The sequence below is a fragment of the Blastopirellula marina genome (assembly GCF_002967715.1).
GTDB classification, from domain to species: domain Bacteria; phylum Planctomycetota; class Planctomycetia; order Pirellulales; family Pirellulaceae; genus Bremerella; species Bremerella marina_B.
This window is the reverse complement of the sequence record NZ_PUIA01000016.1, coordinates 461284-476936: the sequence shown is the minus strand read 5'-3', so window position 1 is coordinate 476936 and position 15653 is coordinate 461284. Positions and strand designations below refer to the sequence as shown.

At 57.7% G+C, this 15653-nt stretch carries 9 protein-coding genes; 7 read left to right on the top strand and 2 right to left on the bottom strand.

From position 1 onward, the window contains the following. Positions 1-305 precede the first annotated feature (305 nt). The 5 genes from C5Y96_RS03705 to C5Y96_RS03685 all read left to right on the top strand — a co-directional run bounded on the left by C5Y96_RS03705 (position 306) and on the right by C5Y96_RS03685 (position 7648). Positions 306-2252, top strand: a complete 1947-nt coding sequence (locus C5Y96_RS03705) for a DUF1592 domain-containing protein (RefSeq protein ID WP_105350187.1) — start codon at positions 306-308, stop codon at positions 2250-2252. A 37-nt stretch (positions 2253-2289) separates the two neighbouring features. Then, positions 2290-3654 carry a DUF1552 domain-containing protein gene (locus C5Y96_RS03700; RefSeq protein ID WP_105350186.1) on the top strand — a complete coding sequence of 455 codons (1365 nt, stop codon included), beginning with the start codon at positions 2290-2292 and terminating at the stop codon, positions 3652-3654. A gap of 271 nt (positions 3655-3925) precedes the next feature. Next, on the top strand, positions 3926-5536 hold the full coding sequence (locus C5Y96_RS03695) for a sensor histidine kinase (RefSeq protein WP_105350185.1): 1611 nt from the start codon (positions 3926-3928) through the stop codon (positions 5534-5536). A gap of 4 nt (positions 5537-5540) precedes the next feature. Continuing rightward, positions 5541-6911 (top strand): sigma-54-dependent transcriptional regulator, encoded by a 1371-nt coding sequence (locus tag C5Y96_RS03690; protein WP_105350905.1) that lies wholly within the window; start codon positions 5541-5543, stop codon positions 6909-6911. 59 nt (positions 6912-6970) lie between these two features. After that, on the top strand, positions 6971-7648 hold the full coding sequence (locus tag C5Y96_RS03685) for a hypothetical protein (RefSeq protein WP_105350184.1): 678 nt from the start codon (positions 6971-6973) through the stop codon (positions 7646-7648). 107 nt (positions 7649-7755) lie between these two features. Here C5Y96_RS03685 and lexA read toward each other — a convergent pair whose 3' ends face one another. Further along, positions 7756-8367, bottom strand: coding sequence for a transcriptional repressor LexA (gene lexA / locus C5Y96_RS03680; protein WP_105350183.1), 612 nt, complete (start codon positions 8365-8367; stop codon positions 7756-7758). Positions 8368-8628: 261 nt separating this feature from the next. Here lexA and C5Y96_RS03675 point away from each other — a divergent pair, with 261 nt between their 5' ends. Further along, a complete protein-coding gene (locus C5Y96_RS03675) occupies positions 8629-8817 on the top strand; it encodes a Flp family type IVb pilin (protein ID WP_105350182.1) in 189 nt (62 codons plus the stop codon). Between the two features lie 73 nt (positions 8818-8890). Here C5Y96_RS03675 and nagB read toward each other — a convergent pair whose 3' ends face one another. Beyond that, positions 8891-10780 carry a glucosamine-6-phosphate deaminase gene (gene nagB / locus C5Y96_RS03670; protein WP_199188623.1) on the bottom strand — a complete coding sequence of 630 codons (1890 nt, stop codon included), beginning with the start codon at positions 10778-10780 and terminating at the stop codon, positions 8891-8893. A gap of 309 nt (positions 10781-11089) precedes the next feature. Here nagB and C5Y96_RS03665 point away from each other — a divergent pair, with 309 nt between their 5' ends. Further along, complete coding sequence (locus C5Y96_RS03665; RefSeq protein ID WP_105350181.1) at positions 11090-15529, top strand: PVC-type heme-binding CxxCH protein; 4440 nt, start codon at positions 11090-11092, stop codon at positions 15527-15529. The last annotated feature ends 124 nt before the right edge of the window (positions 15530-15653 follow it).

Sequence of the window (15653 nt, the reverse complement as noted above, 5' to 3'; positions counted from 1 at the left end):
ACACAAAAACACTGACTTAGGCAAAACCCCCTGGGGTTACCGCGAAAAACCTATCCCCTCTAACCTGACCACCCTGTGGGGTAATTGCTACCTGCGGGGAATAAATCTTTACTTCTAAGACATCCCTCCCTACGATAACTAATTGAAGCCTTCCTTTGTGCGCGGTCACAACCCCCTCCAATTGCAGGACCGTGTTCGAAACAACCCCCACGAACTTTCCCCGCCGCAAGTAACTTTTAGCGACCGGTTCGCCGATCGTGTCGACTTGATGCGGTGATCGCTTCGTCCCTGCCTAAACAAAACTGATGCAACGACTTTCCCTCATTGCGATCTTCGTACTCACGGCTGCTGTCAACGATAGCATTGCCGCCGAGACGAAACAGCCCACCGCCGACTTCTCGAAGATTCAACCCGTCTTAGAGAACTACTGCTATGGGTGTCACGGACATGGTGCCGACGAAGGTGGCGTCGTGCTCGATACGCTGCACGAGAATCCCGAGGCCGCTCAAAAGACCTGGGTCGCCGTGCTGAAGAACATGCGTTCGCAAACCATGCCCCCGGCCGACCAGGATCAACCGACGATCGAAGAACGCGAACTGGTAGGCAAGTGGATTCAAACGAACATCTTCAAGCTCGATCCTAAGAACCCGGATCCAGGCCGCGTGACGATCCGCCGCTTGAACCGGGACGAATACCGCTACACGATCGAAGACCTCTTCGGTTACCGCTACAAGGTCGACGAGAACTTCCCGCCAGACGACACCGGCTACGGTTTCGACACGATCGGCGATGTGCTTTCGATGTCGCCGCTGATGACCGAGAAATATTTCGACGCGGCGCAAGAGATCGTCCGCGAAGTCGTTCCGACCCAAGACAAGAACAGCACGATGTACAAGCGGGTCTTCTTCGATGGTCCTCCGCCGGAAGGTGAGAAGGAACGTGAAGAGTACGCTCGCAAGATTTTGAAGCACTTCAGCTCGAAAGCCTTCCGCCGCCCTGTGCCGGATGAAACGCTCGACCGCCTGGTCGCCATTCAGAAACAGATCAGCTCGCTGCCAGACCGTTCGTTCGAGCAAGGAATTTCGCAGGCCTTCGCTGCTATGTTGATTTCGCCCCAGTTCCTTTACCGGGCCGAGATCCAGCCGGAACCCAACAATCCCGGCAAGGTGGTGAACGTTGACGAATACGCGTTGGCATCGCGGCTATCGTACTTCCTGTGGAGCTCGCTTCCAGACTACGAGTTGACCAAGCTGGCCAGCGAAGGAAAGCTACGCGAGAACCTGCACGCCCAGGTCGATCGCATGCTCGACAATCCCAAGTCCCAGCGATTCATCCAGCGTTTCGTCGGTCAGTGGCTGCAAGCCCAAGACGTTGAAGGGCTGAGCATCGATCCCCGCCGGGCACTCGAACTTCGTGACCTGGGTGATGCCCAACGGATCTTCAGCCGGACCGTTCGCCAGTCGATGCGGCAAGAGACCGAGATGCTGTTCGAGTACATCCTGAAGGAAAACCGCTCGGCAGGCGAACTGCTGACCGCGAACTACACCTTCCTCAACGAGCCGCTGGCTAAGTTCTACGGTTTGGAAGATATCAAAGACCTCGACAAGAACCGCCTGAAGAAGGTCGACCTGCCGGAGGATAGCAAACGAGGTGGGATCCTCACCCAGGGAACATTCCTGGTAGTGACGTCGAACCCCACGCGTACATCGCCGGTCAAACGCGGCCTGTTCATCCTCGACAACATCCTGGGTTCGCCCCCTCCACCGGCACCGCCAAATGTGCCTGCATTGGAAGCCGTTCGCCAGCGTGGCCAGAAGCTGACGATGCGTGAGCAGATGCAACTGCACGCCAGCGAAGGTCTGTGCAAGTCGTGCCATGCCCGCATGGACCCCCTGGGGCTCTCGCTGGAGAAGTTCACCTACATCGGCCAGTTCCAGGAAGAGGACGACGGCCAGCCAATCGAGACCGCCGGCAAACTGATCACCGGCGAAGAGTTCGCCAGTGTGAAAGAGCTTTCCCAGGTACTGGCCAACGAACGAAAGATCGATTTTTATCGCTGTTTGACTGAAAAGCTGCTCACCTACGCCTTGGGGCGGGGTTTAGAGTACTACGACACTCCCTCCATCGACATCATCGTGGACGAAATGCTTGCCAACGATGGGAAGCTGCGTGACACGATTCACACCCTTATTGATAGCGCCCCGTTCCAGAAGCGTCGTGGCGACGGCGACTTGTTGTCGTCTGCCAACTGATCCTGCCAGCTATCCGCGCAACGAAGGAATTGATGCCATGAAGATGCAACCTACCCGCCGCCATTTCCTCAAAGGACTCGGTCTGGCTGTGGCTCTACCTGCCATGGAAAGCCTGATGCCAGGCACCGCCCAGGCTGCCACCGCCGCCAAAACGGCCACCACTGCCGCTGGCGATCCTTTGCGATCGGCCTTCCTGTACGTCCCTAACGGGGTGAACGTCGAGAAATGGTTCCCCACCGGAACCGGCAAGGACTACAAACTCAACGCAACCATGCAGCCGCTGGAAGGTCTTCGCGGCGACTTCCAGGTCGTCAGCGGTTTGGCTCACCAGCACGGCTTTGCCGGGAAAGATGGTGCCGGCGACCATGCCCGGGCACACGCATCCTTCCTGACGGGAGCCCGCCCGAAAAAGACCGCCGGTTCCGATATCGAAGTCGGTATCTCCATCGATCAAGAGATGGCCAAGTCGCTCGGTCACGAAACCCGCTTGCCGTCGTTGGAACTGTCGTGCGATGGTGCCCGCAAGTCTGGCTCGTGCGACTCGGGCTATTCGTGTGCTTACCAGTTCAATCTTTCGTGGCGTAGCCCAAACACGCCCATGGCTGCCGAATCGAACCCACGCCTGGTATTCGAGCGTCTGTTTGGTCGTGGCAATGGGGACGAACGTCAACGCAACTTCGATCAGCGGATGGCCGAGCGCCGCTCGGTGCTCGACTTCGTGATGGGTGAAACCAAGACGATGTCCAAGCAACTGGGCCGCAACGACGTGAAGAAACTGGACGAGTACCTGACCGGCGTTCGTGAAATCGAACAGCGGATTCAGAATGCCGAGAAGTTCCGCGATCTGCCCGAAGCAGCCATGGATGCCCCGAGCGGTATCCCCAAGGAGTACGCCGACCACATGAGGCTGATGTTCGACCTGCTCGCGTTGTCGTTCCAGACCGACTCGACCCGCGTCGCTTCGTTCATGCTGGCTCACGACGGCAGCAACCGCAGCTTCCGCGAAATCGGTGTTTCCGAAGGGCATCATAGCCTGTCGCATCACAAGAACGAGAAGGAAACGCTGGAGAAGATCGCCAAGGTCGACCACTTCTACGTCACTCAGTTGGCTTACTTCCTCGAGAAGCTCAAGTCGCTGAAAGACCCATCGGGTGCTTCGGTGCTGGACAACTCGATGATCGTCTACGGCAGCGGCCTTTGCGATGGCAACCGCCACAACCACGACAACCTGCCGGTGATCCTGGCTGGTAAGGGGGGCGGCACTTTCGAGACCGGTCGCCACGTGCAGCTCGACGTGAAACAGCGTACGCCGATGTCGAACCTGTTTGTCACAATGATGGACCGCATGGGCATCCGAGAACCCGAATTCGGCGACTCGACCGGCCCACTGACGGTCATCTAAAGCTAACTCCGGTCCCCTCTCCCTTTGCAGGGAGAGGGCTGGTGGACAGGAAAAGTGTCTGGCGCGCCCTGTGTCCCGGGCTTTATGCTAGCGGCTTCTTTTGCCGAGCAAACGCAACTTCCTGCTCGAATTCCCCCACATCGGTCTTGTAAAAATTGCAAATCTCTTGCTAGACTCACTCCCGCGCACCAAACACCACTTGGCTGCGTAATGGATCAACCGGCCCCGATTTTTGGCCGGTCTCTGATGCTTCTGCGACAAGGAGGTCGCGGTGCTCAACCGACGTCCACTCAAACACAAACTGATCATTGGCAGCGGTCTGCTGCTGGCGTTGGTGCTCGCGCTGTTCATCGTGACGATCACCGGCGGTCTTTCGTATCGGCAAGTCGCGCGGGACATCAGTGCCCGCTCGGTGGAACTGCCCCTGGCCATTGATTTCTCGTTGGCCGTGACCGAACTGCGTCACACGCTGAACCAGGCCCGCAATTCCAAGCGATTCGGCTTCCACGATTCCACCACCGACCCTCCCCTGCTGCGGGAAGAGTTCCGCGCCAAATTCCTTTCCGTGCAAGAGGCCCTGCGTCGTTACGAAGATCAGCTCAACCGCAGTTTCGCTGGCGATAGCGACATCGGCGACGACTCGGACGAACGCAACACGATTGGCGAAATCCACGGTTCGCTCCAGAAGTTGGACGAACAATATCAGGACGCCGACTGGTACCTGAACGACATCAAGAACGACGAACTGAGCGGCGAGATCGATCACCTGCACGTGCTGGCCAAGAAGCTGCCGACGTTTCTGATCGAAGACATGCAACAACTCAAAGACGAAGTCCGCGGCCAATATCGACTATGGATCACGGCCTCGGTTGTCGTGATCACGTTGACCGTGTGTGCGATCATTTCGGCCGCGTATGCCTGCTGGCGTTGGCTGTTCAGTCCACTGAAGATCCTGATGGATGGCTCAAGACGTGTGGCCAACGGCGACTTCGACCATCGCATTCAACTGGAAGGGCACGCCGAGTTGGCCATTCTGGCCGATGCGATGAACGCGATGACGCATCGTTTTCAGGCCATCGAAAGCAACCTCAACGAACAAGTCCAAGACCGTACCAAGCAGGTCGTCCGCAGCGAACAGCTGGCCAGCGTTGGTTTTCTGGCCGCTGGCGTAGCCCACGAAATCAACAATCCGCTGGCCTCGATCGCCTTCTGTGCCGAGTCCCTTCGCGAGCGTATCAGCGAAGGAGAAACGGATTCGGACGGAGAAACGACCTATCTGCGTGACAGCGACGTAACCGTAATACAAACCTATTTAGGGATGATCGAAGAGGAGGCCTTCCGCTGCAAAGAAATCACGGAACGCCTGCTCGACTTCTCGCGTCTAGGTGATGTCGAGAAAACCGAAACCGACGTGCGAGATCTCGTTCAAGGCGTGATCGACATGGTCCGCCACTTGGGCAAGTATCGTGAAAAGAACTTGATCTTCGAGGACGACCAGGTCGCCCTCGCGCCGGTGAACGGACCGGAAATCAAGCAAGTCGTGCTCAACCTGATTACCAACGCCCTGGACAGTATCGACCCCGGCGGACACGTGCTGGTCAAGTTGAGCGAAGAACGCGGGCAGGTCAAAGTAACCGTCAAAGACGACGGCTGCGGCATGACCGAGGAAGTCCGACGGCACTTGTTTGAACCCTTTTTTACCCGACGCCGGGACGGCCAAGGGACAGGACTGGGGCTATCGATTTCGTACCGCATTGTGAGTGACCATGGTGGTCAGATCGATGCGTGGAGCGAAGGGCCAGGCCTCGGAAGTGAGTTTAGTTTTACGCTGCCATGCAGGGAAGCAAGTAAGCGAAATGAGCGAAGACACCAAGCAGCCTGAGTCGCTGAAGATTTTATTTGCCGATGACGAGAAGTCGCTCCAGAAACTGATGGGGATGGAACTGCCGCGTCTCGGCCACACGGTCACCGTCTGCCCGGATGGCGTTACCGCGATTGCCGCACTCGAAAAAGAAGACTTCGACTGCCTGCTGGTCGACCTCGATATGCCTGGCAAGGGTGGTATCGACGTGATCAAGAAGGCGAAGGAATCGAAGCCGGACACCGAAGCGATCATTCTGACCGGTAAGTCGTCGACCGAGAGCGCCATCGCCGCGGTCGAGTTCAAGGTTTTCGCCTACCTGACCAAGCCGTGCCGCTTGATGGAACTGAAGACCCTGCTGGAAGGTGTGGCCAAAAAGCGCGAACAAGATCGCCGCATCAAAGCCCTGACCAGCCGCTTGGATCGCATTGAGGGAAAGTCGAAACTGATCGGCGATTCGAGCGCGATGGAGGTCGTCAACAAGATGATCGCCAAGGTCGCTCCGTCGAACTCGGCCGTCCTCATTCGGGGTGAGACCGGTACCGGCAAGGAACTGGTCGCCAAGGCGATTCACGATCAGAGCCTGCGTCACTCCCAGCCGTTTGTCGCGGTGAACTGCGGTGCGCTGCCTGAGAACCTGATCGAAAGCGAACTGTTCGGCCACCGCAAAGGGGCGTTCACCGGAGCGGAAGAAACACGCATCGGTCTGTTTGAAGTCGCTCATGGTGGCTCGCTGTTCCTCGACGAAATCGGCGAGCTTCCCAAGGCCCTCCAGGCGAAGCTATTGCGGGTACTGGAAACCGGCGAAATCCGCCGCGTGGGCGAAAACGTTTCGATCAAGGTCGACGTCCGCATTATCAGCGCGACCCACCGCCACATCGAAGACATGGTGCAGGATGGCGAGTTCCGCGAAGACTTGATGTTCCGCATCAACACCTTCGAGATTCAGCTGCCGCCGCTGCGCGAACGAACCGAAGACATTCCACTGCTGGCCGAGCACATCAGCCGCCGGTTCTGGCCAACCATTCCGATGACGCATACCGTCTTCGCCACGGAAACGATTCATGCACTCAAGTCACACTCGTGGCCAGGCAATGTCCGCGAGTTGGCCAACGTGGTCGAGCATGCCACGATTCTGTGCGAAGAGCTACCGATCCAGCCGCAGCACCTGCCGCGTCGCTTCAGCGAACAAACGCCGCCCACCAGCGGCGAGCGACCGGAACTGCGGGCAGTGAGTGGTCCGCTGTCGCTGCGTGAACTCGAAATGCAGGCCATTCACGAGGCACTCGATCGCCACGAAGGCAGCAAACCGCTGGCCGCAGAAGAGTTGGGAATCAGCCTGAAGACACTTTACAATAAGCTGAACCAAGCCACGGCCAACGAAAAGACGGCCTAGCGCGGGAAGGGCCCGCGTGCCGTGGGCCCGCATCACTCATCTCGCAGAGAATTCGCGCGATGTCTCTTACCCCTGCTCAGCAAAAGAAGATCCGAAATCTTTACGAGTCTCACACGCTCGAGGTCTCGGATCTGGTCAAGATCGCCCTTGCCCGATCCAAGAGTGACGCTACCTTCCTGCAAGCGCTGCGGGCCGAGTATGCCTGGCCCGACGACGAACTGGAGGCAGGCGATCATGTCATTCCCTGGGGACGCTGGTGTGAGGTCGCTTGCCGATACATCCACGGAGGTCCAGCAGCGCTGGGCAAGCTGGGCACCGACGCGAAGACATGCCTGGACTACTTTGATTATTGCGTAAGCTTCCTGTCTTCGATCCAAACGAAGGAAAGCGTCGCGGCCGTGTGTCAGATCGCGGAAGCGACTCCTCCCCAATGCGCGAAGCAGATCGAACGCCCAACGCTACAACTTGCCGAGGCATTCAACCTTCTACTGTGCATCAAAGGTGCCCCGAAGATTTCGAAGGCCACCGAAAAACGCGTGCGTGATTACCTGCACAGGCAATTCGATCAAGAGCTCGAGACGGTTGAACGGGCGTCAGTCTTTGATGCCCTGCGCGGGGTGGGTGACAAGACTTCGCTTGAGCTGCTCGAACAGGCCGAGGATCTGCCGGAACCTTTCGAGGACGAGCGAATGGATGCCGTCAAGGCGATTAAAAAACGCATCGCGGCGAAGAAGTGAAACTTGTAGGGACTGCTGGCAAAGCCCCTCACCCTAACCCTCTCCCCTCAGAGGAGAGGGGACAAGAATTCGCTTGTTGCCGCTCGCTTTCGCGGGGACACATTGTCCTAGAACTTTCGCACGACACCAATCACGACGCCTCGGACCTTGGCGTTTTTGACGTAGATGGGCGGCATGCTGCTGTTGGCGGGTTGCAGGCGGATGCGGTTCTTTTCGGGGAACCAGTATTTGAGGGTCGCTTCCCCTTCGTCGGTCTCGGCCACCACGATCTCGCCGGAACGGGCTGTCGACTGCTGTTTGACGACGACGTAGTCCCCGTCGTCGATGTGGGCCTCGATCATCGAGTCGCCGGTGACTTCCAGGACGAAGTGATCTCGGTGGCTGAACATCGAGCCGAAATCTACTCGTTCGTCCTGGCCGATCGCCTCGTGCAAAACGCCGGCAGCGATACGCCCGACGTATGGCAGCCCCGATTCTTCCTCGACCTCGGCTTTGAGCTGGATGGCTCGCGACATGTTCTTTTCACGCGAGATAAGCCCTTTGCGTTCGAGGGCCTTTAGGTGGCACACGACGCCGTTGGGCGAGCTAATCTCGAATTCTTCGCCGATTTCTCGCACGGTAGGACCGTATCCGCGATTCTGGATTTTCTCGCGGATGAAGAAGAAGACGTCTTTTTGACGCTTAGTGAGGGAATCGGTGGCTGATTGCGAACTTGCCATGTCCTGGGATCCTGATCCGTCGCGGGGCTCCCCCTTCCGGCGTGGAAAGGCGATGTCTTACTAGAAGACTAGCCTGATGCTGTACAGATGTCAACTCCCATAACGCGCAAGGTCGAACGATTTTCTTGCCAACTACCGATCGTGACGTAGGGTTCAGTTGACTCATTGCCGTGAATCGCCGGCCAGCGGAACTCCCCCTCTCGTAGGCATGGACTTTCACGTTTCCTACTTTTCGTCGGTCCTTTCTCAAGGAACGGTTCCATGCTCCCCAAGATTCTCAATTTTTTGCGTAGTGAAGATGGGCCCACGGCCGTCGAGTACGCAGTCATGATGGCCATGATTTTGTTGGCCTGCCTGAGTGCGATCTTCTTCTTCGGTCAACAAACGGTAGCAAGCTACAACTATTCCGCCAGTGAAATCGAACGCACGTTCCCCGATTTGGGCGTGTAAAAAAGAAAAGGCTGCCAGGGGCGATTCTCCCCGAGCAGCCTATGGATTTTTGTTCGATCTTACCGACCGATGGTTATAGCGGTTGCCCGTTCCAGCGAACGAACGCTTCCATCGCGAAGTACTCGGGCAAGCCGATCTTGTTGTAAGAGTCTGCGGTGCCGGTGTTGCGGTCTTCGGCTCGTTCCCAGAACTCTCGCGGGTCGGTCCCCGGGAACAACGCACTATCCTTCTGGCTCTCGTGCATGAAGATCGCCTGACGCTTCTTGAACATGTCGTTCGGCGAAAGCGGCACGCAAATCTCGATCTCGTGCAGCGGATACTCTTGCCAGGCACCACGGTACAGCAATGCTTCAGGACGGCTGCCGGTTTCGGCTTCGATTTCCAACAGAGCGTTGAAGATCGCCATCGCGCACACACGGTGCGTTCCGTGCGGATCGGAAAGATCGCCGGCGATGTAAACCTGATCGGGCTGAACCTTGAGGATCAGATCCTTTACGATCTTCACGTCTTCGTCACCCAGCGGGTTCTTGGCGACCTTACCGGTGCGGTAGAACGGCAAGTCGAGGAAGTGCAGATGCTCTTCCTGGCAACCGGCTTTCAACGCCCCGGCGATCGCTTCGCTACGGCGAATCAGACCTTTGATGGTGAGTACTGTATCAATGTCAGGCTCGCCAGGCGGCTTGGCCTTAAGTGACTCGGCGACCTGCTTTTCGACCTCGGCCGACTTGGTCTCTTCGATACCAAACAGCCGGTTATACTGCGTAACAAAGTCTGCGAAACGCTGAGCATCGTGGTCAAATACCGCGATATTCCCGCTGGTCATGTAGGCAACGTGAGCTTCGTGACCGTCGTCGACCAGGCGAATGAGCGTACCGCCCATGCTGATCACGTCGTCGTCCGGGTGAGGACTGAAGCAGATGGCCTTCTTCTTTTCCTTGCCGGCCGGGTGATACTCGATGGTATCCATCATCCAGCGGAACACGCGGTGAGCCAGGCTCGGCGCGGGGCCGTGATGACGCAGCAGCTGGTGCAGATTGTGCTGACGGAAGTCATCGTCGGCCAGTTTCAGCAGGGCCTTGCCGGTCTTTTCGCAAAGCCACAACATGGCCCGCTTGATCATCGTCTGATCCCACTCGACTTCCCCTTCAGTCCATGGCTCGGCCACGGCCGTCAGTTTGCTGGCAGCCGCGGAATCGATGAAGACCGACGTGTCGCGATGTTCCTGCAAGATGGTCGCCGGCACGCGGTTGGTGATCGGCCCTTGCAACGTTTCGCGAATGATCGTCGATTTGCCTTGACCGAGGGCCAAGAGCAGAATCTTGCGAGCTTCGAGGATCGTCCCGATGCCCATCGTGATTGCCTGGTGTGGGACGTTCTCTTCATGAAAGAAGTCCGACGCGGCACTGCGGCGGGTAATCGGATCGAGCGTGCAGATACGCGTTCGGCTATTGCGGATGCTGAACGGCTCGTTAAAGCCGATGTGTCCGTTGGAGCCAATGCCCAAAAGCATCAGATCGATTCCACCGGCGGCGCGAATCTTACTTTCGTAGTCGTCGCAATACGCATCAACTTCATCCAGCGGGATCGTTCCGTCTGGGATGTGAATATTCTCCGACGGAATATTCACATGCTGAAAGAAAACCTCGTGCATCGTTCGGTGGTAACTTTGCAGCTGGTCTGGCTTCAGGCCGTAGTATTCGTCCAGGTTGAAGGTAATGACATTGGAAAAATCCAATCCTTCATCCCGGTGCATGCGAACCAGTTCTCTGTAGACGCCCATGGGCGTGGAACCGGTTGGAAGTCCGAGCACGGCCGTCGCTTTTTGAGCTTGTCGTTCGCGAATAATCGCGGCGACGATTTCAGCGACGTGGCGAGAGAGGGCTTCGCTAGTGGAAAAAACAGCGCAAGGCAAAGCAGTTGACTGGATCGACATCTCAGGTCGATCAGCGGTTCGTTCAGTCATGATTCTCGTTGTTCAGGTTGTAGGAAAGCGAAGGGGTTTCCTTCGCCGCAAAATAAATCTCGAACCGAATCGGCAAGTATGAACGATCGCGCAGAGCTTGAATAGGGAGTCATTCGCTCCATTACGCTAAATCCTTGCAAAATACCTACAATCCCCGGGACTTATTTAGGAAGACGTCTGGCGAAACGCCACTATATTGAAATAAGTCGGAAAACTAATTTTTTACCTCGGCTTATCCCTATTTACGGGGTCGCATTTCCGGCTCTCAGCTTATCTCAAAAACGTATTCCTTCAGCCCACCCTCGTGCCATGCAACGCGACACTCGCAGCTATCGTTTCGCATCACTCGCCGCCAGCTTGCTCATTCTGATGTTGGGCCTGAGCCAACTTGCCGCCGCCGAGCCGCAAACTCAAAAAGAACGCATTTCGGTGCTATTTTTGGGTGACAACGGACACCACGAGCCCGCCAAACGGTTCGTTGAATTACAGCCCGCTTTGGAAGCCCGCGGCATCGATCTGAAGTACACCGATTCGCTGGCGAATATCAATCCGGAAACACTGGCCCAGTTCGACGGGCTGATGATTTACGCCAACATCGAACAGATCGACCCAGCCAGCGAAAAGGCGATCATCGACTACGTCGAAGCGGGGCACGGACTCATTCCGCTGCACTGTGCTTCGTACTGTTTTTTGAACTCGCCGAAGTACATCGCGCTGGTGGGTGCCCAGTTCAAGAGCCACGGCACCGGCACCTTCCGCACTCAAATCACTGAAACGTCGCACCCGATCATGCAAGGGTTTCAGGGCTTTGAAAGCTGGGACGAAACCTACGTGCATACCAAGCACAACGAAAAGAATCGTACCGTGCTGACCTACCGCGTGAACGATAGCGAGCGAGAACCATGGACCTGGGTTCGCGAACAAGGCAAAGGACGCGTCTTCTACACCGCTTGGGGACACGATGCCCGCACGTGGACCAACCCCGGCTTTGCCAACCTGGTCGAACGTGGCGTGCGCTGGGCCATCGGACAAGATCCAAGCGTGGTCCCCAACTTCCCACCGCAGCAGAAGGGCCTGATCACCGCGTTCGATAAGCCCATGAACGTCCCCAAGGCTCAGAAGCCCAATACCGATGTGAAGCCGTTCGACTATATCGATGTGGGTGCCAAGATCCCCAACTACACCGCCAGCAAGACCTGGGGCACGCAGGCCGAGAACCTCAACCTGATGCAGAAGCCACTGCCGGCCGAAGAATCGAAAAAGCACTGGGTCCTGCCGGAAGGTTTTGAAGCGAAGCTCTTCGCCTCGGAAGAGATTTTTGAAGGTGGTAAGCCGATTGCGATGACCTGGGACGCTCGCGGGCGACTCTGGATGTGCATGACGCTCGACTACCCGAACGAGTTGCACGCCAAGGGGCCCGGCCGCGACCGCGTGGTGGTATGCGAAGACACCGACGGCGACCTGAAAGCCGATAAGGTCACCACCTTCGCCGAAGGGCTGAGCATTCCGACCTCGATCGCCTTCCATAACGGCGGCGTCATCGTGCAGAACGGCGAGCAAACCTTGTGGCTGAAAGACACCAACGGCGACGACGTAGCCGATGTGAAAAAAGTGATGTTCAGCGGCTGGAACATGAAAGACACCCACGGTGGTGTAAGCAACTTCCAGTACGGCCACGACAACTGGATCTGGGGGATGCAAGGCTACAACGATTCGCACGTGGTGGTGAACGGCGTTGAACAGCCTGGCTTCCGCAACGGCTTCTTCCGCTTCAAGCCCGATGGCAGCAAGCTCGAGTTCATTCGTTCGACCAACAACAACACGTGGGGGCTGGGCATCAGCGAAGAAGGGATCATCTTCGGCTCGACCGCCAACCACTGCCCTAGTGTCTACATGCCCATCCCGAACCGCTACTACGAACAGGTTCGCGGCTGGACGGCACGCCTGGTCTTGGACTCGATGGCCGACTCGCACAAGTTCCAACCAGTTACCGACAAAGTTCGTCAGGTCGATCATCACGGCGGTTACACGGCCGGTGCCGGACACTCGCTCTACACGGCTCGCAACTACCCCGAAGCGTTCTGGAACCGCGTCGCTTTCGTCAACGGTCCGACGGGGCACCTCACTGGTGCGTTCGTAATCTCGCGCGACGGCAGCAACTTCCACTCGACCAGCCCGTTCAACCTGGTGGCCTCCGACGATGAATGGTCGGCCCCCATCCAGGCCGAAGTCGGCCCCGATGGCAACGTCTGGGTTCTGGACTGGTACAACTACATCATCCAACACAACCCGACACCGCACGGCTTCAAAACCGGCAAAGGTGCCGCCTACGAGACCGACCTGCGTGACAAACGCCACGGTCGCATCTACCGCATCGTTTACACCGGCGAAGGTGCCAAGGCCGACAAGGATTGGCACGTGAACCTGGAGAAGGCCGCCCCCGAGAAGATCGTTGCGACCCTGAAGAGCGACAATTTGCTATGGCGTCGTCATGCTCAGCAAATCCTGGTCGAAAGGGGCGAAACCGATGTTGTCCCCGCTTTGATCAACCTACTGCAGGACGACTCGGTCGATCGCATCGGCCTGAATGCCGGAGCGATTCATGCCCTGTGGACCTTGCAAGGACTGGGCGTTCTGGAAAATGCCAACGGCACCGCGACCCAGGCCGCCTATGCCGCGCTGAAGCATCCGGCTCCTGGGGTTCGCCGCAACGCCGTGCAAGTGTTGCCACGCATCCCTGAAAGCACCGCCGCGATCCTGGAAAGTGGAGTATTGAACGATGCCGATCCGCAAGTTCGCCTGATGACACTGTTGGCCCTGGCCGACCTGCCAGCCAGCGACGCCGCGGCGATCGATATCTTGGCGATGATCACCCAACCTGAAAACGCCAACGACCGCTGGATCCCCGATGCAGCGACCTCGGCCGCCGCGAATCAGGGAGGCAGCTTCCTGAAAGCGGTTGCCAAGAGCGATAAGATCGACAACAAGACGATGAACCTGGTGGCGATTGTCACCGAACATTACTCGCGTGGCGGTCCGGTCGATACGATCGCTGACCTGCTGCCAGCCATCGAAAGTGCCCAGCCACAAGTCGCCGAGGCGATTGTCACCGGCCTGACCAAAGGTTGGCCACAAGACAAGAAGCCGCAGATCACCGAAGCGGTCGATGAGTCGCTGGCCGGGCTGATCGAGAAGCTGCCTGCTTCCTCGCGTGGCCAGCTGATTTCGATGGCCGTGAACTGGGGCAGCACCAAGCTGGCTGCTCAATTGGAAGAGTTGGTCGAGAACGCTCTGGATCAAATCGAATCCGGCGACCTCAGCGCGAAAGACGCGCAGCGATTGGCTCGTGAGATCGTCGAACTGAACGTGAAGATGGATCCGCCGGTGGAAGCCGAGCTACTGGCCACCATCGGCCCGCAAACCTCGGCCGATGTCACCACGGCTCTGCTTAGCAGCCTGAAGGCCAGCGAAAACGACGACCTGGGCAAGTTCGTTCTGGAAACGCTACCCAGCCTGACGCCAACTGGCCGCAAGGAAGCAATCACCTTGATGCTTGGTCGCCCAGCCTGGACGGCCGACCTGTTGGCTTCGATGGACAAAGGTGCGATCCAACTGAACGAACTGGCCCTCGACCAGCGTCAGGCCCTTTCGCAGCATCCCGATAAGAAGCTGCGTGCGAAGGCCGAAGAGATGTTTGCCCGCGGTGGTGCCCTGCCCAATGCCGACCGCCAAAAGGTGATCAAGGAACTGTGGGCGACCACCGAAGCCCAGGGGGACGCGGCTGCCGGTAAGCTGGTCTTCAAGCGAGAATGCTCGAAGTGCCACGTGCACAGTGGCGAAGGCTCGAAGATCGGTCCTGACCTGACCGGCATGGCCGTGCATCCGAAGTCGCAACTGTTGACCGAGATCCTCGATCCGAACCGTAGCGTCGAGTCGAACTACCGCACCTACATGGTCGCCACCATAGACGGACGCGTGCTGAGTGGTCTGTTGGCCTCGGAAAGCCGGACGGCTATCGAACTGGTCGACGCCGAAGGAAAGCAGCAATCGATTCTGCGGGAAGACATCGACCAACTGATGGGGACTCCCCAGTCGCTCATGCCGGTTGGTTTCGAGAAGCAGATCAAGCCGAAGGAATTTGAAGACCTGCTGGCCTTCCTGACCCAGCGAGGCAAGTTCGTTCCGCTGCCGCTGGAAAAAATCGCCACGGCGGTCAGCACCCAGGGGATGTTCATCTCGAAGAACGCCCCGGTCGAAACGCTGGTCTTCAGCGACTGGCAGCCCAAGAACTTTGAAGGGGTGCCATTCCAACTGATCGATCCGCAGGGAACCTCCCAGCCGAACGTCGTGATGCTGTACGGCCCCGGCGGCTATCTGCCTCCCAAGATGCCGAAGTCGGTCTCGCTGCCGTGCAACATGCCACTCAAATCGGTACACATCCTGGGTGGTGTCGCTGGCTGGGCCTATCCTTATAGCGACCAGAAGACAACCTCGATGATCGTCCGCTTCCACTACCAGGACGGCGCAACCGAAGACCACGAACTGAAGAATGGCGTCCATATTGCGGACTACATTCGACGGGTGGACGTACCGGAATCGAAGTTCGCGTTCGACCTGAATGGCCGCCAGGTCCGCTACCTGGCCGTTAGTCCCAGCCAGTCCAAGCCGGTCAAAACGATCGACCTGGTCAAGGGAGACGACGCCACCGCCCCGGTCGTGATGGCCGTAACCGCAGAAGCCGTCGAGTAACAGCGATCGTTAATGTAAGTTGTTGCCAATAAAGAGTTTTGGCGGGAACGTCGACGTCGTCATGGGGATGGAAGCAGACGTTAGCAAGGGACTTCATCTTCCATTGGCGTCGTCGTACCACCCA

What these genes read in the sequence shown, in the direction of transcription:
- C5Y96_RS03675 (WP_105350182.1), top strand. Translation starts at nt 8,629, where the DNA reads ATGCTCCCCAAGATTCTCAATTTTTTGCGTAGTGAAGATGGGCCCACG.
- C5Y96_RS03700 (WP_105350186.1), top strand. Translation starts at nt 2,290, where the DNA reads ATGAAGATGCAACCTACCCGCCGCCATTTCCTCAAAGGACTCGGTCTG.
- lexA (WP_105350183.1), bottom strand. Translation starts at nt 8,367, where the DNA reads ATGGCAAGTTCGCAATCAGCCACCGATTCCCTCACTAAGCGTCAAAAA.
- C5Y96_RS03705 (WP_105350187.1), top strand. Translation starts at nt 306, where the DNA reads ATGCAACGACTTTCCCTCATTGCGATCTTCGTACTCACGGCTGCTGTC.
- C5Y96_RS03685 (WP_105350184.1), top strand. Translation starts at nt 6,971, where the DNA reads ATGTCTCTTACCCCTGCTCAGCAAAAGAAGATCCGAAATCTTTACGAG.
- C5Y96_RS03665 (WP_105350181.1), top strand. Translation starts at nt 11,090, where the DNA reads ATGCAACGCGACACTCGCAGCTATCGTTTCGCATCACTCGCCGCCAGC.
- nagB (WP_199188623.1), bottom strand. Translation starts at nt 10,780, where the DNA reads ATGACTGAACGAACCGCTGATCGACCTGAGATGTCGATCCAGTCAACT.